The organism is Rhodophyticola sp. SM2404 (assembly GCF_053570515.1).
In genome coordinates, this window is record NZ_JBSEDL010000002.1 from 341507 (window position 1) to 358818 (window position 17312).

The 17312-nt window shown below is 59.5% G+C and carries 14 protein-coding genes; 4 read left to right on the forward strand and 10 right to left on the reverse strand.

Annotation, left to right across the window (positions count from 1 at the left end):
- Window positions 1–170: 170 nt before the first annotated feature.
- Window positions 171–1490 carry a tRNA (N6-isopentenyl adenosine(37)-C2)-methylthiotransferase MiaB gene (miaB, locus tag ACTYEO_RS04640; protein WP_449322542.1) on the reverse strand — a complete coding sequence of 440 codons (1320 nt, stop codon included), beginning with the start codon at window positions 1488–1490 and terminating at the stop codon, window positions 171–173.
- A 162-nt stretch (window positions 1491–1652) separates the two neighbouring features.
- On the opposite strand from miaB, the gene ACTYEO_RS04645 reads away from it, so the two are divergent.
- Together ACTYEO_RS04645 and ACTYEO_RS04650 are read left to right on the forward strand one after the other, a co-directional pair.
- Window positions 1653–2534 carry a hypothetical protein gene (locus ACTYEO_RS04645; protein WP_449322543.1) on the forward strand — a complete coding sequence of 294 codons (882 nt, stop codon included), beginning with the start codon at window positions 1653–1655 and terminating at the stop codon, window positions 2532–2534.
- 23 nt (window positions 2535–2557) lie between these two features.
- A complete protein-coding gene (locus tag ACTYEO_RS04650; protein WP_449322544.1) occupies window positions 2558–3745 on the forward strand; it encodes an MFS transporter in 1188 nt (395 codons plus the stop codon).
- A 59-nt stretch (window positions 3746–3804) separates the two neighbouring features.
- On the opposite strand, the gene ACTYEO_RS04655 is transcribed toward ACTYEO_RS04650, so the two are convergent.
- From ACTYEO_RS04655 to ACTYEO_RS04675, 5 genes are all read right to left on the reverse strand, one after another.
- A complete protein-coding gene (locus ACTYEO_RS04655; RefSeq protein ID WP_449322545.1) occupies window positions 3805–4281 on the reverse strand; it encodes an Hsp20 family protein in 477 nt (158 codons plus the stop codon).
- A gap of 163 nt (window positions 4282–4444) precedes the next feature.
- The gene (locus ACTYEO_RS04660; protein ID WP_449322546.1) at window positions 4445–5293 is read right to left on the reverse strand and encodes a trypsin-like serine peptidase; all 849 of its coding nucleotides are present in this window, start codon (window positions 5291–5293) and stop codon (window positions 4445–4447) included.
- Between the two features lie 80 nt (window positions 5294–5373).
- The gene (glcF, locus tag ACTYEO_RS04665) at window positions 5374–6696 is read right to left on the reverse strand and encodes a glycolate oxidase subunit GlcF (protein ID WP_449322547.1); all 1323 of its coding nucleotides are present in this window, start codon (window positions 6694–6696) and stop codon (window positions 5374–5376) included.
- A 14-nt stretch (window positions 6697–6710) separates the two neighbouring features.
- The gene (locus ACTYEO_RS04670; RefSeq protein WP_449322662.1) at window positions 6711–7835 is read right to left on the reverse strand and encodes an FAD-binding protein; all 1125 of its coding nucleotides are present in this window, start codon (window positions 7833–7835) and stop codon (window positions 6711–6713) included.
- A 55-nt stretch (window positions 7836–7890) separates the two neighbouring features.
- The gene (locus tag ACTYEO_RS04675; protein WP_449322548.1) at window positions 7891–9330 is read right to left on the reverse strand and encodes an FAD-linked oxidase C-terminal domain-containing protein; all 1440 of its coding nucleotides are present in this window, start codon (window positions 9328–9330) and stop codon (window positions 7891–7893) included.
- A gap of 123 nt (window positions 9331–9453) precedes the next feature.
- Here ACTYEO_RS04675 and ACTYEO_RS04680 point away from each other — a divergent pair, with 123 nt between their 5' ends.
- Complete coding sequence (locus tag ACTYEO_RS04680) at window positions 9454–9864, forward strand: CopD family protein (RefSeq protein WP_449322549.1); 411 nt, start codon at window positions 9454–9456, stop codon at window positions 9862–9864.
- Window positions 9865–9934: 70 nt separating this feature from the next.
- The gene (locus tag ACTYEO_RS04685; protein ID WP_449322550.1) at window positions 9935–10543 is read left to right on the forward strand and encodes a LysE family translocator; all 609 of its coding nucleotides are present in this window, start codon (window positions 9935–9937) and stop codon (window positions 10541–10543) included.
- 29 nt (window positions 10544–10572) lie between these two features.
- On the opposite strand, the gene ACTYEO_RS04690 is transcribed toward ACTYEO_RS04685, so the two are convergent.
- From ACTYEO_RS04690 to ACTYEO_RS04705, 4 genes are read right to left on the reverse strand one after another with little or no spacing between them, the layout of a single operon-like run.
- Entirely contained in the window at window positions 10573–12645 is a 2073-nt protein-coding gene (locus ACTYEO_RS04690; RefSeq protein WP_449322551.1) for a hypothetical protein, read from the reverse strand.
- Window positions 12646–12647: 2 nt separating this feature from the next.
- A complete protein-coding gene (locus ACTYEO_RS04695) occupies window positions 12648–15413 on the reverse strand; it encodes a DUF4159 domain-containing protein (protein ID WP_449322663.1) in 2766 nt (921 codons plus the stop codon).
- Window positions 15410–16303, reverse strand: coding sequence for a DUF58 domain-containing protein (locus ACTYEO_RS04700; RefSeq protein WP_449322552.1), 894 nt, complete (start codon window positions 16301–16303; stop codon window positions 15410–15412). The genes ACTYEO_RS04695 and ACTYEO_RS04700 overlap by 4 nt, the downstream gene beginning before the upstream one ends.
- Entirely contained in the window at window positions 16300–17307 is a 1008-nt protein-coding gene (locus tag ACTYEO_RS04705; RefSeq protein ID WP_449322553.1) for an AAA family ATPase, read from the reverse strand. The genes ACTYEO_RS04700 and ACTYEO_RS04705 overlap by 4 nt, the downstream gene beginning before the upstream one ends.
- Window positions 17308–17312 lie beyond the last annotated feature (5 nt).

The following is a 17312-nucleotide window of genomic DNA, read 5'->3' on the forward strand; positions in this document are numbered from 1 at the left end:
AAAGTTTCAACACGTCACATCCCGATGAGCACGCGCTGCCATAAGATACCCTAGTTTATGTGCAATGGAAGGGGTTAATTACAACATATAGTCAATCAAATCGAAACAGATCACATCGAATCACGAAATCGTTTCGGGTTTTTGGTGCTCGAGCGGCCCTATTGGGCGCCTTAGAGCAGACGGCCTGCCAAAGAATTGACGGCAGTCGACTCAATCCTGACGGGCACAACTTGACCGATCAAATGCTCGGGCGCGTCAACATGGACGGAATGCAGGTATTCGGATTTGCCAACCAACTGGCCCTCATTCCGTCCACGCTTTTCAAATAGAACGGTAACATCCCGCCCGATCATCGAGCCCTGAACACTATATTGCTGTTTGGTGATCAGGGCCTGAACTCGCTGCAATCGATCATCTGCCTCGGCTTGATCAACCTCAGCGCGCTCGGCCGCAGGCGTGCCGGGTCGCGAGGAGTATTTGAAGGAATAGGCCTGCCCGTAGCCGACCGTTTCGATCAGATCGAGTGTGGCCTGAAAATCCTCTTCCGTCTCACCGGGGAAGCCCACGATAAAATCGCTCGAAAGCAGCAAATCAGGCCGTGCCGCGCGAATCCGCTCAATCAGGCGGATATAGCTTTCAGCGGTATGTTTGCGGTTCATCGCCTTCAAGATGCGGTCTGAGCCCGATTGCACAGGCAAATGGAGATAGGGCATCAGCTTGTCGCAATCTCCATGGGCGGCAATCAGGTCATCTTCCATGTCATTGGGATGCGAGGTGGTGAAACGAATGCGCTTGAGGTAATCCATCTTCGACATTTCACGGATCAAACGGGCAAGGCCCCATTCGCCCCCCTCACCTTCGCCGTGATACGCGTTCACATTCTGGCCCAGAAGGGTGATTTCACGCACGCCGCGCTCAACAAGATCACGCGCTTCATTCAGCAGGCGATCCACTGGGCGGCTGACCTCCGCGCCACGGGTATAGGGCACAACGCAAAAGGCACAGAATTTATCGCACCCCTCCTGAACTGTCAGAAACGCCGTCGGACCACGCGTGGGTTTGCGGCTTTTTGGCAGGTGGAGGAACTTGTCTTCTTCAGGAAAATCCGTATCGAGCGCTGTCTCGCCCCGATCCAGCGCTTCCATCATCTTGGGCAAGCGGTGATAGGTTTGGGGGCCTACCACAAGGTCCACCAAAGGCTGGCGGCGCATGATCTCGGCCCCTTCGGCCTGTGCTACACAGCCTGCAACCGCAATCTTCAAATCGGGCTTTTCATCATGCAAGGGGCGCAGACGGCCAAGGTCGGAATAGAGCTTCTCGGCCGCTTTCTCGCGGATATGGCAAGTGTTCAGAAGCACCATATCAGCCTCTTCGGCGGTGCCGACCTGTTCATAGCCTTGCGTGCCAAGCGTTTCCACCATCCGCTCGGAGTCGTAGACATTCATCTGACAACCATAGGTTTTGACAAATAGCTTTTTCGGTTCGGACATCGGAATACGCCTTGGGTGGAGATCAGAGGCCATGTATCCCATGTGCGACGGCTCTTCAACGGTTGGACATCTTGCGCCGCGCGCGGAATTGCTTTTTTAACCATTGCGCAGCACTGTATGCGCTGCACCACAAGACAAATCAGGCAAGGCTGTTACAAGAGCATGGAGCTTCAGGAATTTCCCGACATCAATTCGGTCCGGCAAATGCGTGCCGGCAGCTTCGGGAAAGGCCCTTTCGCGATTGTCATTGCCGAGGATAAAAGCGAGACGGCCGCGACGCTGCAACACGTGATCCAACTGGGCTTTCGCAAGGCCTTCCTCTTTGCGCCTGAGGGCATGACCCTTGATCCCGAGATGGAAGAACTGGCCGAGAAACTGGTCGTCATCCGTGATCGCACCCGTCGCCCGAATGCCGCGCGCGACGCCGTGAACGCCGTGATGGACGCTGTCTCGGGGGAATGGATCCATTACTGCTTTAATGGTGAATTCCTGTTCTATCCCTTTTGCGAAGACCGCTCGGTTGCCGAGGTTGCGACCTTTATCACCGAGGAACGCCGCGCTTCGGCCCTAAGCTATGTCATTGATCTCTATGCGGGCGATTTGCACACCTATCCCGATGCAGTTTCGCTGGATAATGCGCTGCTTGACGCCTCTGGCTATTACGCCGAGCCGCGGCGTGACGCGAATGATCAGGATATGGACCGCCAATATAACTTTTTCGGCGGATTGCGCTGGCGGTTTGAAGAGCATGTCACTGAATCAAAGCGCAAGATCGACAGGATCGGCCTGTTCCGCGCCGAGGCTGGTCTGCGGCTGCGCGATGACCACACGCTCAGCAATGAGGAAATGAATACCTATGCCTGTCCTTGGCACCATTCCCTGACCACAGCGATCTGTTCATTCCGCGTGGCCAAAGCGCTGCGCTCCAACCCCGGGTCGCGGGATGACATCCATGATTTCCGCTGGCACCGCTCCATGCGCTTCCAATGGTCCAGTCAGCAATTGATGGATTTGGGCCTGATGGAGCCAGGTCAATGGTTCTAGCACCAGCCAAAGGGCAAAGCTGAATGCGGCAGGCCCTTAGCGATGGACCGATGCTTGCCATGATGGCGATGCAAATGGTGATTTGGGCGGCGCTTTTTTACAGCTTTCCCGCAAGCATCCTGTATTGGCAAGCCGAATTTGGCTGGAGCACGGGCCAAACCATGGGAGCCTTCACGCTTGCCATTGCCATCTCGGCCCTTGGTGCCCCCGTGGCAGGGCGGCTGATTGATCGCGGCTTTAGCCCTTTGATCTTTCCGCTTGGCGCTGTGACTGGCGCGGCCCTTTTGATCGCGCTGACCCATGTGGAAACTTTAGGCCAGTTCTACGTGATCTGGGCGCTGATCGGCATCTGCATGAGCGTCACGCTCTATGAGCCATGTTTTGCCCTTCTCACCCGTGCCCGAGGGGCGCGTGCACGCGGGACAATCACTGCCGTGACATTGCTTGCGGGCTTTGCCTCGACCTTGGCCTATCCGATGATCTATGCCCTTGCCGAGCCTTTTGGCTGGCGCATTGCGATCTTGGCGATGGTGGGGCTTGTATTGGCCATCAACCTGCCACTGAGCCTGTTTGCCGTGAAACGCTTTGAGGTCGAAGCCCGCGCACGACAACAGCAGGAACCTGCACAGCCCAAATCCGCGGCAGCCCCCAAAGTGCTTTTGCGGGACAAGCGATATTGGTTGATCGCTGGCAGTTTCGCAGCCGCAACCCTGACCACAGGGGTCTTTATCAACCTGCTTTTGCCCTTGATGGCCGCACAAGGTGTTCCAAGCTCGCTATCCATTCTGGCAGCGTCCATGATCGGGCCGTCCCAAGTTTTGGGTCGCCTTTTGATGTTGGGGGCAGGCGCGCGGCTCTCCTCGATCAGGATCGCGCAAATCGCGATGGTCTCAATCGCATTTGGCGCGTTCATGTTTGCAGCCTCAGGGCAATTTGCGCTTTTGGTGCTTGTCTTTGCCCTTGCCCAAGGCGTGGGCTTTGGGGTGGCGGGCATTGTGCGCGCAGTGGTCACGCGGGACTATCTGGGTGAGGAAAATTACGGCGCAGTCGCAGGCGCGGTCGCGCTTCCCTCGCTGATGATCTCGGCCTTGGCACCCGCTTTGGGGGCCTTTGCACTGGATCAAAGCGGGCCATTGCCTGTGATCCTGCTTTGCCTGATTGCCCCTATTCTTGGCGCAATTGGCCTCGGGCGTTTGGGCAAGTCAGCATAAAAAAGGCGCAGCCCGAAGACTGCGCCTTGTCTGATACCCGAAAGGGAGGGATCTCAAGTTCAGACGGTTTCGGCCTCTTCTGCCTTTTTCGCGGCCTCAATCGTCTGAGGCGCGGCAGCGGTGATTGCGATCTGGCGCGGTTTCAGGGCCTCAGGCACTTCGCGCACAAGGTCCACATGCAAGATACCGTTTTCATAAACGGCCCCTGTCACGCGCACATGATCGGCAAGCTGGAAGCGTTTTTCAAAGGCGCGCGTGGCGATGCCGCGATGCAAATAGGTGCGAACGGTCTCGTCCTTGCCTTTGCGGGCCGCGACGACAAGCTCGGTCTCGCGCTGCTCAATCGACAGCTCCTCTTCCGAGAAGCCCGCCAGAGCGATCGAAATCCGATAGGCATCTTCATCGGTCTTTTCGATATTATAAGGGGGGTAGGTGCTGGGGCCCGCATCCTTGGTCATAACCTGATCAAGCAGATCTGCCATTCGGTCAAAGCCAACAGTGGCACGGTAAAGTGGTGAAAGATCATAGCTGCGCATAAGTCATCCTCCTAGAGAAGCGATAACGCGTTGTAATCAAAGGCGGTCTGGTCATAGACCCGCCAAGGGTTCATGCTCCGGCCCGCTTGGCGGCACCGTCACCTGACAGATATGTGGTGGGGATTTGGGCCTTTCAAGACCCTAAGCGTTACGACCCTGAGCGTTACGGGCGAATAAAACGTGCGCCTGTCGTTTCACGCCCATCCGAGAGGCCTGCTCCGATCCGCCTGATTTGCGGAAGCGAGCGCACGGCTTGCAGGTCTCGCTGGCCGAATTGCGCCAGAAGCATCGGCAAAGTCTCCTCAACGGGCACAGTAATCGCGACCTGTTGGTCCCCAAGCGTGCCAACCGCAGATACCACGGCAACAATATTCATCTGCCCGTCACGATCCAACATCACCGGCGCACCAGAGGAGCCCTGCACAACATGGCAGGAGAAGATATGGATGCCCTCCTCGTCGCGCAGCATGGCGCAATCATCCTCATGGGAGGCATGGTTTTCCCGCCCGCGCCCATAAGAGACGACTTCAACCATATCCCCTTCAACCGCCTGCCCGCGCGTTGCCATGGGCCGCACAAACGCAGTGGTGATCGGCGCCTCAAGCTGCAAGAGGGCGATATCTGTTCGAACCCTGTCATCAGTGATGGCTTCGCCATAGGTATATTCAGGGTGAATGACCGAGCGGCGCACTTTGCGCTGCGCCTCGGCAATGCCATCACGCAGGCCTGCGTTGAAGGTCAAAGCGCTATCAGGCAGCTGGTCCGAGCCGCTTTCCCCAAAGAGGCAATGGGCCGCTGTCAGGACGAGATCAGGCGAAATCAGCGTGGCCGTGCAATATCCGATGCCCGTATCGAGCCGTCCGATTGCCTCCCAGCCCCGCGCCTCCGAAGCGCTATCAAGGGCTTGCAAAGGGGTGTCAGGCTCCATGGTGGGCAGGCCAAAGCCCACCTCCGCATGAAGCGGCGTGGCGGAGAGAACAAATGCCAGTATTCCTGTGGGAAGAGAGCGCATCCCGATGCCCAGTCCTGCTATTGATCCTAAGCCTGACTACCCCATCAAAAGGGCAAAAATGGGACGTGGTGATGGCAGTTTTAGCGCAGGATCGGCACGGGCGTTTCACGCTTGCCTTTGGCGCTGAGCGCGGGCGGCTTTGGCCCGCCTGTCACCCAATCCAGCAATTCAACGGTATGAACAATCGGCACGTCGCTGCCCGAGCCGATCTGCATCATACATCCGATATTGCCCGCCGCGATGATATCGGGGGATTTCGCCTCCAGCGTGCGGATTTTACGTTCCTTTAACTGCGCCGAAATCTCGGGCTGCATCAGGTTATAGGTGCCCGCCGAGCCGCAGCACAAATGGCTATCGGCAGGCTCGACCACTGTGAAACCCGCACGCTTGAGAAGGTCTTTGGGATAGGTCTTGATCTGCTGCCCATGCTGGAGCGAACAAGCCGCGTGATAGGCCACAGTCAGATCGGGCGCGCCGCCTTCAGGCAGATCAAGCTGCATCAACAGCTCCGAGATATCCATCGCCTTGTCCGAGACCGCCGCCGCCTGTGCGGCCAAAGGATCATTGCGGAACATATGCCCGTAATCCTTGATCGTGGTGCCGCAGCCCGAGGTGTTGATCACAATTGCATCAAGCCCTGCGCCGTCCATCTCGGCGCTCCATGCGCGGATGTTTTTCGCGGCAGATGCATGGCTCTCATCGGTTTTGCCCATGTGATGGGTCAGCGCACCGCAACAGCCCGCACCTTCGGCCACCACAACCTCGCATCCCAACCGCGTCAGAAGGCGGATCGTGGCATCATTGATATCGGTATTCAGCGCCTTTTGCGCGCAGCCCGTCATCAGCGCCACCCGCTTTTTGCGCGCACCTTGTGGCGCAAAACTTTGCGGGTCATCGTTGCGGCTGACAGGTGGAATGGTCTTCGGGGCCATATCCAGCATCGCCTTGAGCCGTGCATCGGGCATCAAGAACCGAAACGGTCGTCCGAGCTTGGCCCCCAAAAGCGCCAGCCTGAAACGGGTGGGATAGGGCAGGATATTGGCCAACAGCCAGCGCAAGGCACGATCACTGAAGGGGCGTTTATAGGTCTTCTCGATATGGTCGCGCGCATGATCCACCAGATGCATGTAATGCACGCCTGAAGGGCAGGTGGTCATGCAGGCCAGACAGGACAGGCAGCGGTCTATATGTTTGACCGTTTTCGCATCGGCAGGGCGGTCATTCTCAAGCATATCCTTGATCAGGTAAATCCGCCCGCGCGGGCTGTCCAATTCATCCCCCAAAACCTGATAGGTCGGGCAGGTCGCCGTGCAGAAGCCACAATGCACACAGGCCCGCAAAATTTCGTTTGAGCGTTCAATTGCGGGGTTCTTAAGCTGCTCGGGCGTAAATGTGGTTTGCATAATCTCGTGGTCCTTCAGCCCATCAGGCCGGGGTTCAAAATGCCGCGCGGGTCAAATTTCGCGCGCAATCCTTGGGTGAGTTTGGCCAATGGCGCAGGCTCGGGCTGGAATACGGACATGCTGGCGCGCGTATCCTCGCTAGCGCGGATCAGGGTCGCGTGGCCCGCGAAAGTACCCAGCTTGGCTCTGATATCAGCCCCTTCAGGTGCCAAAGCCCAAATCAGACCCCCGCCCCAGTCATAAATCACCTCACCCCCGATACGTGCCGCGATGTCCGGGCCATCGGTCGGCTTGACCGAGATGCGCCAGACATCGCCCGCGCGATCTGCAAAATCCTCAACATCGCGTATGGCGCGCCAGATTGATTTGACCTGCTCCGCCTCCGTCTCGACCCGCGTTTGGCCAAACCTGCCCAGCAGCGCGCAGAGTTGCGCAGTGCGGTAGGCCACGCTTTCCGCGAAACCCTCCAAGCGCAGCAGTGTTACAGGCTGCCCCTCAGGCCCTTTCGGCAGATGCGCGGCGCCTGTCACCTCAAAGGGGGAGGCAAGCGCCAAGCACATCGCCTCAACCGCCTGCGCATCACCAAGCCCGTCCAGCATCACGCAAGCGCGGCTTTCAACATCAGGCAAGACCTTGAAAGACACCTCCGAGAGCACGCCAAGCGTGCCCCAGCTACCCGCCATCAACTTGACGAGATCATAGCCCGTAACGTTTTTCATCACGCGACCACCGTTTTTAACGGCTGTGCCCTGACCATCCACGAAACGCACGCCAATCAAACTGTCCCGCGCCGCGCCCACCTGAATACGTCTGGGACCCGACGCATTCGAGGCCACAACGCCACCGATTGTAGGGGCGCCATCACTGCCCAAAAGCTTGCGGTGATCCATCGGCTCAAAGGGCAAACGCTGGTTATCGGCGGCCAAAGCGGCTTCGATTTCTGCCAAAGGCGTGCCTGCTTGCGCCACGATTGTCAGCGATCCGGGTTCATAGAGTGTGATCCCCGACATCTCCGCCACCGACAGCACCTCCCCCGCGAGAGGTTTGCCAATGGGCCGTGTTCCGCCACCCATCACGCGAAGCGGTCCTTTGGCCGAGGCGATGGCATCTTGCAGGTCTTTTTCGGTGGTCGGGCTCAACACGGAACCTGCTCCTTCATCTTGGCAGACATAGCTTGGGGAATGGGCCGTGCCGTCAGGCCGCGACATCCCTGCGGGGCTGGGAGACGGCCAGCGGGAAGACCTTGGCGGGGTTCAGCAGCCATTGCGGGTCAAAGACATCCTTCACCTGCATCTGCGCCTCGAGGTCTTCTGGGGCGAATTGCGTGGTCATCAGATCGCGTTTTTCGATCCCAACGCCATGCTCGCCCGTCAGACAGCCACCCACCTCGACACAAAGCTTCAGGATATCCGCGCCAAAGGCTTCACAAAGCTCCAGATCGCCCTCTTTATTGGCATCAAACAGGATCAGCGGGTGCATATTGCCGTCGCCCGCATGGAACACATTGGCCACATCCAGCCCGTAATCCTTCGACATCTCGCCAATGCGCCGCAGCACATATGGCAGGCTGGAGACAGGGATCGTGCCATCAAGGCACATATAATCATTGATCTGACCCATCGCCCCAAAGGCCGATTTGCGGCCCAACCAGATGCGCGCGGCCTGATCGGCATCTTCTGCCTCGCGGAATTCGACAGGGTTGTGGCGCAGGGCGATCTGCTTGATCAGGCCCAGTTGCTCGACGATCTCGGCCTCCGAGCCTTCGACCTCGACGATCAAAAGGGCCTCGCACATCGGATAGCCCGCTTTGGCGAACGCCTCGGTCGCCTCGATGCAGGGTCTGTCCATGAACTCGATCGCCACGGGCAACACACCCGCTTTGATGATGTCAGAGACGCATTCACCCGCGACCTCATTGCTGTCAAAGGCGATCAGAACGGGGCGCGCGCCTTCGGGTTTGCGCAGGATGCGCAGGGTCGCTTCGGTCACCACGCCCAACTGGCCCTCGCTGCCGCAAATCACCCCCAGCAGATCAAGCCCGCCTGCATCCAGATGCGCGCCGCCAATTTCGACGATGCTGCCATCCATCATCACCATGGTAACGCCGAGCAGGTTATTGGTGGTCACACCGTATTTCAGGCAATGCGCACCGCCCGAATTCATCCCGATATTGCCCGCAATGGCACAGGCCAACTGGCTGGACGGGTCAGGCGCATAGAAGAAATCATTCTCCTCGACAGCGCCCGTCACACTTAGATTGGTGCGCCCCGTTTGAACGCGGATAAAGCGGTTATCATAATCAGTCTCAAGCACGTCACTCAGACGCGCCACCCCAAGGATCACGCAATCCGCCGTGGGCAAAGCCCCACCCGCAAGCGAGGTTCCCGACCCGCGCGGCACAACAGGCACGCCTTCCTCATGACAAATCTTGAGAACAGCCGAGACCTTTTGCGTCGAGGAGGGCAGCACAGCCGCCAAGGGCGGGCAGCGATAGGCGGTCAGCGCATCACATTCATAGGCGCGCGTCTCGATATCTTCATGGATGACGGCATCAGCGGGGAGCACAGATAGCAAACGCTCAACAATCCTTGGCTTGCGCGCAAGAATGGCCGGATTGGGGGCTGGCATATCCATGATTCCGTCTCCTCCTCAGGTATTGGTAATATTTCTAGACCAATTTAACAAATCCGACAAGCAAAAGCCAAAAGCCTTTCGGCACCGATTGCACAAGCCCGACATTCAAGGCAGGAAGTCGGCATGGAATGGGTCAAAGTTCTTCATCTGCTTTGTGTCCTTGGATGGATGACCGGCATCTTCGCGGTGCCGCGCGCAATCATTTACTGGAAACGGGAATGGGCGCGTTTGGGCGAATTTGGCCCGACGGGCGATCTCACGATCCGCATCTACCGCTTTTCGCTCGGCCTTGGCGTCATCGCGATCCTGTCGGGGATTTGGCTCGGCTGGTATTGGGGCTTTCCCGCTTGGGTCTGGGTCAAACTGGCGGTGGTGGCACTGCTTGCGGCCCATTACGGCTGGACAGGGCGCTTGGTTCTGCGCGCCCGCAAAGGCCTTTTCACCGAAAGCGACTTCTATCTGCGCGTCTATAACGAGCTGAGTGTATTGGGCGCGATCGGCGTGCTGTTCATTGTGGTGTTCAAGCCGTTTTAGAGGGCGGATGTGCAGAACTTGACTTTCTGCCAACGCAATCAGACGGTATCGAAAACGCGGAGCCAAACTTATGTCGCTTGAATTCCTTCTGACCTCACTGGTTGTCGTGCTCTTGCCTGGAACTGGGGTTATCTACACGCTCGCCATCGGTCTCGGTCATGGGTTCAAGGCAAGTGTCGCGGCTGCATTTGGGTGCACGTTTGGCATTGTGCCTGCGGCTGTGGCCAGCATCATCGGATTGGCAGCGCTGCTACACACCAGCGCGCTTGCCTTCCAAGTCATCAAGTTCTTGGGCGTCGCCTATCTGTTCTACATGGCGTGGAAAATTCTCACAGACGATACAGATATGCAGGTATCTGAAAACAAGGAACGTGCGGGCTACATTCGCATCGCGACAAACGGCATTTTGCTGAACGTCCTGAACCCCAAGCTATCCTTGTTTTTCTTGGCCTTCCTGCCCCAGTTTATCTCCCCCGCTGCAACCAATGCGACGGCGCAGCTTGTGGGGTTGGCTCTTGTCTTTATGGCGATGACCTTTGTGGTTTTTCTGGGCTATGGCGCCTTCGCGTCCTATGCGCGTGACTATGTCATCCAAAGGCCATCCGTCATGAACTGGATCAAACGTTGCTTCGCTGGAACCTTTGCGTTTCTGGGCGCAAAACTGGCTTTTTCAAACTGAGGCATGCGGGCGCGGCCACCGCCCAAACCCTATCGACGCCCCTCGCGCAGCCAAGCGCGAATCATCAGCATCGCGGCCAGCAGCAGATAGAGCCATGATGACACCAATGGCATCACCGTCACATCCGTTGTTAGATAGGCATTGCGCGGGGTCAGCCCGATCCAACCGCGCCCCGAAGCATTGCGCCCCTCTGCCACCAAACGAAGATCGGGAATGCCCTCCTCCATCCGCATGATCCCGCCATCGCGCTGATCGACAACTGGGTTCAGGCGCTCGGCACTGGCCACCGTTTCCTCGAATTCGCGCGGGGCGGCGGGGCCAAGGGCCACCACAGCCTCCTGATCGCCTTCGCGCAATCTATAGAGGCCCTGCTCGGGGCCGATAAATTCCGCCGTGAACCGACCGGGCGCGGTTTCCTCAAGTGGCAGGGTCACCACTGTGCCATCAGGCCCCGTGATCGTGACCTCACCCACCTCTTCCGAAAGGCTTTGCCGCGTAATGAACATGGTCTGGCCATCCGCATCGGCGCGCAGGGCTTCTTCTTCAAGATCAGGCTCGCCCATCATCCAATGGGCAAGGCGGCGCAACATCTCAAGCTGGGGTCCACCGCCTTCATAGCCACGATCCCACAACCATGCGTGATCCGAGGCCAAAAGCGCCACGCGCCCGTCACCAACGCGGTTCACCATCACAAGCGGCGCGTCATTGACGCCTGTCATCACCACTTCGCTATCGGGCGCGGCCAGAACCTCGATCTGACGGAACCACCGCCCCCAAGGCTCGTCGCTATCAGGCAATGGGGTATGGGCCCCTTCAAGCCCTGTCGTGACGGGGTGACGCTGGCCCAATTCCGAGATCATGGGCAGGAACGGCTCTTCGATCACGCGGGCCGTGGGGCTTCCGGGCAGGATTTCGGCCAGAGGCGAGCGAAAGAGCGAATCCGCGCTTGCATAGTCAGGTCCAGCGGCCAGCAATAACGCGCCGCCGTTTTCGACATAGCGACGGATATTATCGAGATAGACCATCGGCAGGATGCCACGGCGCGGATAGCGGTCAAAGATGATCAGGTCAAAATCCTCGACCGATTCCATGAACAATTCCCGCGTTGGAAAGGCGATCAGGGACAGCTCGGTCACGGGCACGCCATCTTGCTTATCAGGGGGCCTGAGGATCGTGAAATGCACCAGATCAACCGATGGGTCGGATTTCAGCAGGTTGCGCCATGTCCGCTGGCCCGTATGGGGCTGGCCCGAGACGAGAAGCACGCTCAAGCGGTCACGCACACCATTGATCTGGACCACGGCGGCATTATTGCGATCGGTCAATTCGCCCTCTGCCTCGGGCAGGGTGAACTGGATGACATTCATCCCCCCGCGCGTCAGCGTCAGCGGAACATCCAGCGTCCGCCCAATCGGCACCATCACGGTGAAGGGGGGATCGCCATCAAGCGAGACGACCATTTCTGTCATGCCGCCCTGTTCAGACGCGGGAACGGCGCCTTGGTCTTCAACCCGAATGCGCAGGGTCACTTCTTCATCAAGAATGGCGAAGGCGGGCGCATTCTCGACCAAGAGGCGGCGGTCCCAATCCTGCTCGCGCCCTGTCAGCAGTGCATGGATCGGGGCAGGCAGATCGGGGGCAAGGCCTGCATCATGAAGCTGGCCATCGCTGAGCACCACAGCCCCCGCGATCCGCGCGCGCGGGACCTCGGCCACCAGTTCATTCAGGGCCGTCATCACCAAGCTGCCCTGATTATCGGGCGCATCCGTAACGCGGATCTGGCGCAATTCCATCCCGAGCGCTGCAATCTCGCCCTCAAGCGTTTCCAACGCTTGCGCCATCTGATCGGGCCTGTCCGAAATCCGCTGGCTGGCGCTGTCATCGACCACCAGCAACACGATATCAGACAGCGGCTCGCGGTCTTCCTCCTGCAAAGCAGGATTGGCCAGAGCCGCCAACAAAACCACACCCGCCAAAAGCCGCAGCGGCCAACCTTTCAGGCCACGCCAGACAGCGATTGCGGTGATCACGACCAGCGCCGCAGCAAGGCTGTAGATAACATTCCATGACAAAAGCGGGTCAAAAAGGATGGTATCGGTCATGCCTATTGCCCCAATCTATCAAGCAGGGCAGGCACATGGACCTGATCAGATTTATAATTGCCCGACAGAACATGCATCACGAGGTTCACACCGAAACGGTTCGCGATCTCGCGCTGTCGCTCGCCGGTGAAGCCGCGCCCCACAGGCAGCAGCGGGCGGTTGAACCCGTCCACGGCCCAAGCCGCCGCCCAGTCATTTCCGCCGATCACCACTGGTGTCACGCCATCATTGAGGTTTCGAAACGGCATGCCCTCGATCTGTTCGGCATCCGCTTCTGATGCTTCAACCCACACATCGCGGGACGCATGACGGCCCGGAAAATCCTGCAACAGGTAGAAGGTGCGCGTCAGCACATGATCAGCGGGCACAGGCTCAAGCGGGGGAATATCCAAGGGTGCCGCAATCTCGCGCAAGCGACGCCCTGCGGGCGTGGCCGCGCCGAAGCCACCCAGATCAGCATCGCGCGTATCGAATACGATCATCCCGCCCGAGCGCAGATAGGCATTCAGCCGCGCATAGGCCTCAGGCGAGGGCAGCGCCTGACGGGCTGAAATGGGCCAGTAGATCATCGGGAAAAAGGCCAGCTCATCACTCTCGAGATTCACGCCAATCGGCTCGGCAGGTTCAATGGTTGTGCGCGCCCAAAGCGTATTGCTCAAGCCGCGCAGCCCCGCATGAGACACCTCATCAAGCTGTGCATCCCCTGTGCGGACATAGGCCAAGGTGATCTCGCTTGTGGCCAGCAGGCCAAACTCATCCTCGACGCTTGGGGGTTGTGATTGCGCTTGGGCCTGCGGGGCGATCATCATCGCCAAGGCAAGAACCGCCGCCGCGCGCGCAAGCCCCGAGAGCCGCCCCGAAAGCGCAAGCGCTGCCAGCGCGTCGATCAACAACAGCGCGAAAGCCCCTGTCAGGAACGCCGCCATCAAATCCGTCGGCTGGATAACCGACATGCCTTCCACAGGAATATTCGCAGGCCAAACCGCAGGGGCAAGCTGCGTATCCGCCGCGATGACATTGCGCGCCACGCGCCGCTCACCACCTGAATAAAGGCCCGGCAATAACGCGGCCGAGAGGGGCGCTTCGGCCAGATCAGCCCCTTCCACACCCGCCATAGCGCCCGCATCCCGCGAGCTCCCAAAGCCGTCCAGCACCAATTCGGGCACCCAAGTCACTCCGTCCAGCTCTGACGCATCAGGGCTTATGGGACGGGTCGAAATTGCCAGTCGCTCTAGCATCTGCACGAATAATCCCGAGAGCGGCAGGCTGGACCATTCGGCATTGGCGGTCACATGGAACAGCACAACCGCCCCCTGCCCCAGCCCCGCGCGCGTGACCAAAGGTGTGCCATCGGCCAAAGCGGCGATGCTGCGCTCGGACAGGTCAGGATCGGGTTGCGCCAAAACCTGTGAGGTCACTTCGACATCCTCGGGTATGCCAAGGCCAAAAAAGGGCGAGGTCTCATCGAAGGGGCGCAGGCGTTTCGGCTCACCCCAACTCATCGCGCCCCCCACCGTACGACCGCCTTCGCGCAGGCGCACGGGCATCAGGGGCTCGGCCTCGGCGCGGGCGATATCAGAGGCTGCAAGCCGCGGCCCCGCGAAACGCACCAAGAGGCCACCTGCCTCAACCCATTCGATCAATTGCGCCTCTTCATCGGGGCTCAGCTGCGCGATATCGGCCAGAATGATCACATCGGGGCTGGCCAAAAGCAGATCGGCCAGATCCCCTTCCAGAAGATCAGCGGTCGGAGCCAAGGCCTGCCGCAGGTAATGCAAAGGCGAGAGAAGTTGTTGCTCTTCCTGCTCGGTGCCGCCCGCAATCAAGGCAACCTCGCGCCGCTGCAAGGCATCATCGGTCAGGCTGACCGCGCCCGCATTGCGCGCGCCGCCAATCTCGAAGCGTGTGATCCTGTTGCGAAGCTCGGCAGGCAAGGAAAGCGAAAACTCGGCCCGATCCTCGCCTGCGGCAAACCTTATCGTCTCACGCGCCAATTCACGTGGCACGCCAGCAGGGTCCAACCCATGGCCTGCCACGGTAACCTCGCGCGCGGTGCCGCTGCCAAGGCGCAAAGCCGCGATCTGGATCGCACCATCAACAAATTGCGGCGGCGCAAGGGCGAGGACATCGCGCGCACCCTGAAACACGGCCACGGGCCCAAGGGTTTCAAAACGTGCGGTCAACGCATCCGTGCCTTCGCGCGCCAGCCCGTCCGAGAACCAGAAAACCTCTATCCCGCTTTCCAACGCGGCTGCCCATTCAAGGGCTGCATCCATATCAGGCTCGAATGCTGCGGGGGTGAAACTGGGGAGACGGGCGGCCCATGCATCGGCCGAGAGGAACTGCGCCTCTCCCGCTGGAAGATCAGTCAGGGCGGCCACCGATACCGTGCGGCCTGCGCGGCCTGCCTCCTCCAGCAGCAGCGTCAAACGCTCCTGCCTTGCGGACCAATCGCCAGCAGAGGCCCAAGACGCATCCATCACGACCAAAAGCGGCCCCTCGCCAGCGCGTTCCTGTTGGGGGTTCAGAACGGGGCCCGCAAAGCCGATAATGGCGGCGGCCACAGCCAGCATCCGCAAAAGCAGCAACCACCACGGGGTCTTGTCGCTTTCGCTGTCATCATCCTTCAGGCCAAGCAGCAGCGCGACACCGGGGAAACGCCGCCGGATCGGGGCGGGTGGCACCGCGCGCAGCAAAATCCACAGGATCGGCAGCGCGATCAGCGCAAGCAGTAAAAGCGGCGTGGTGAAGGCCAGATTGCCAATCATGCGCGCACCTGTTCGATCGCGCGATACATCCACATCAGTGCAGGCTCTGCAGCGGCATCGCTATGGTGGCAATGAAAGCTCCAACCCGTGCGCTGGCAGATATCGCGCAGATGCGCTTTTCGGGCTGCCAGACGGTCGAGATATTCCTCGCGCAAAGATTTGGCCTTGAGCGTTTCAAATCGGATCGCGCCTGACATGGATTCAAACACCGTGCGCCCGTCAAAAGGAAAGGCCTCCTCATCGGGGTCGAGAACCTGCACCAGCGCCCCTTTCACGCCGCGATCAGCCGATTGCGTCAGGATACGGTCAATCGCTTCCGTTGGCCCAAGGAAATCCGACAGGAACACAGCCCGTGCGCCCGCAGGCATCATTTGCGGCTTGGGCGCGCCGTAATCCCCTGTTTCATGCCCGTCCAATAAGGCCCCCGCAATCCGCATAAGCTGCGCCTTGCCCGAGCGCGGCGGCTCAGCCAGATGGGTCAACCCCACCCTTTCCCCGCCGCGAATGGCAAGAACGGCCAAAGCCATGGCCAAAGTCTGGGCACGGCGCAATTTCGACGGGCGGGAGTTAGCGCCTGTGAAACTCATCGAGGCGGCATCATCCACACCGATCATCACAGATTGCGCAGCCTGCCATTCGGATTGGCGCACAAAATGCCCCTCGGATCGGGCCGAGCGGCGCCAGTCAATCGCGCGAAAGGGATCTCCCGCCTCGGCGGGACGGTATTGCCAGAACTCATCCCCCATGCCTGCGCGTTTGCGCCCATGCTCTCCCAACAGGATCGTGGCGGCCAAATGCTGTGCATCAACCAAGAGTGCGGGCAGACTGGCTGCAACCGCCTCGGACCTTGCGCGCAGGGTCTGGGAATTATGAAGGGCGGCTTCGTTCAAGCGGCAGCCTCGATACGGGTGATGCGGGCTGTGACCTCGTCAATCACCTGCTCCAAGGCCGCGCCTTCCGCGCGCGCTGCAAAGGACAATGCCATACGGTGCGAAAGAACAGGGCGCGCAAGGGCCGCGACATCCTCAGCCGAAGGTGCCAATCTGCCATCCAGAAGCGCGCGCGCACGCACCGTCAACATCAAGGCCTGAGCCGCACGCGGGCCGGGGCCCCAAGCGACCGTATCTTTAACGATTTTCGGCGCATCACTTTCGGCAGGACGACAGGCGCGGACCAGATCAAGGATCATATCCACCACCGCGTCCCCCACAGGCATCTGGCGCACAACCTGCTGCGCCGCGATCAGCGCCTCGGGCGAGAACACCGTTTTCGCCTCGGCACTCTGGGTGCCTGTGGTGGCCAGCAGGATACCGCGCTCGGTCTCACGGTCAGGATAGGGCACATCGATCTTGACGAGGAAACGGTCAAGCTGCGCTTCGGGCAGCGGATAGGTGCCTTCCTGTTCAATCGGGTTCTGTGTGGCCAGCACGTGGAAAGGCGCGGGCAGCGGGCGATGTTCGCCTGCGATGGTAACCTCGCGTTCCTGCATGGCCTGTAACAGGGCCGATTGCGTCCGAGGGGAGGCTCGGTTGATCTCATCGGCCATCAGAAGCTGGCAGAAAATCGGGCCTTCGATAAAGCGGAAGGAGCGTGTGCCGTCCTTGCCCGTTTCCAGAACTTCCGAGCCCAGAATATCGGCAGGCATCAAATCAGGCGTAAACTGGATGCGGTTGCCCTTGAGGCCCATCACCGTCGAGAGCGTATCAACCAAAAGCGTCTTTCCAAGACCGGGCAAACCCATCAAAAGCGCATGACCGCCCGACAGCATCGCCGCCAAGCTGAGGTCGACAACATCGTCTTGGCCGATGATCTTAGTGGCGATACTGGTTTTGGCATCAGCCAGCTTCGCGCCAAGCTCTTCTATCTCGGCAACAAGGTTTTCAGGGGCGGACATGGCAA

What these genes read in the sequence shown, in the direction of transcription:
- miaB (WP_449322542.1), bottom strand. Translation starts at nt 1,490, where the DNA reads ATGTCCGAACCGAAAAAGCTATTTGTCAAAACCTATGGTTGTCAGATG.
- ACTYEO_RS04645 (WP_449322543.1), top strand. Translation starts at nt 1,653, where the DNA reads ATGGAGCTTCAGGAATTTCCCGACATCAATTCGGTCCGGCAAATGCGT.
- ACTYEO_RS04650 (WP_449322544.1), top strand. Translation starts at nt 2,558, where the DNA reads ATGCGGCAGGCCCTTAGCGATGGACCGATGCTTGCCATGATGGCGATG.
- ACTYEO_RS04655 (WP_449322545.1), bottom strand. Translation starts at nt 4,281, where the DNA reads ATGCGCAGCTATGATCTTTCACCACTTTACCGTGCCACTGTTGGCTTT.
- ACTYEO_RS04660 (WP_449322546.1), bottom strand. Translation starts at nt 5,293, where the DNA reads ATGCGCTCTCTTCCCACAGGAATACTGGCATTTGTTCTCTCCGCCACG.
- glcF (WP_449322547.1), bottom strand. Translation starts at nt 6,696, where the DNA reads ATGCAAACCACATTTACGCCCGAGCAGCTTAAGAACCCCGCAATTGAA.
- ACTYEO_RS04675 (WP_449322548.1), bottom strand. Translation starts at nt 9,330, where the DNA reads ATGGATATGCCAGCCCCCAATCCGGCCATTCTTGCGCGCAAGCCAAGG.
- ACTYEO_RS04680 (WP_449322549.1), top strand. Translation starts at nt 9,454, where the DNA reads ATGGAATGGGTCAAAGTTCTTCATCTGCTTTGTGTCCTTGGATGGATG.
- ACTYEO_RS04685 (WP_449322550.1), top strand. Translation starts at nt 9,935, where the DNA reads ATGTCGCTTGAATTCCTTCTGACCTCACTGGTTGTCGTGCTCTTGCCT.
- ACTYEO_RS04690 (WP_449322551.1), bottom strand. Translation starts at nt 12,645, where the DNA reads ATGACCGATACCATCCTTTTTGACCCGCTTTTGTCATGGAATGTTATC.
- ACTYEO_RS04695 (WP_449322663.1), bottom strand. Translation starts at nt 15,413, where the DNA reads ATGATTGGCAATCTGGCCTTCACCACGCCGCTTTTACTGCTTGCGCTG.
- ACTYEO_RS04705 (WP_449322553.1), bottom strand. Translation starts at nt 17,307, where the DNA reads ATGTCCGCCCCTGAAAACCTTGTTGCCGAGATAGAAGAGCTTGGCGCG.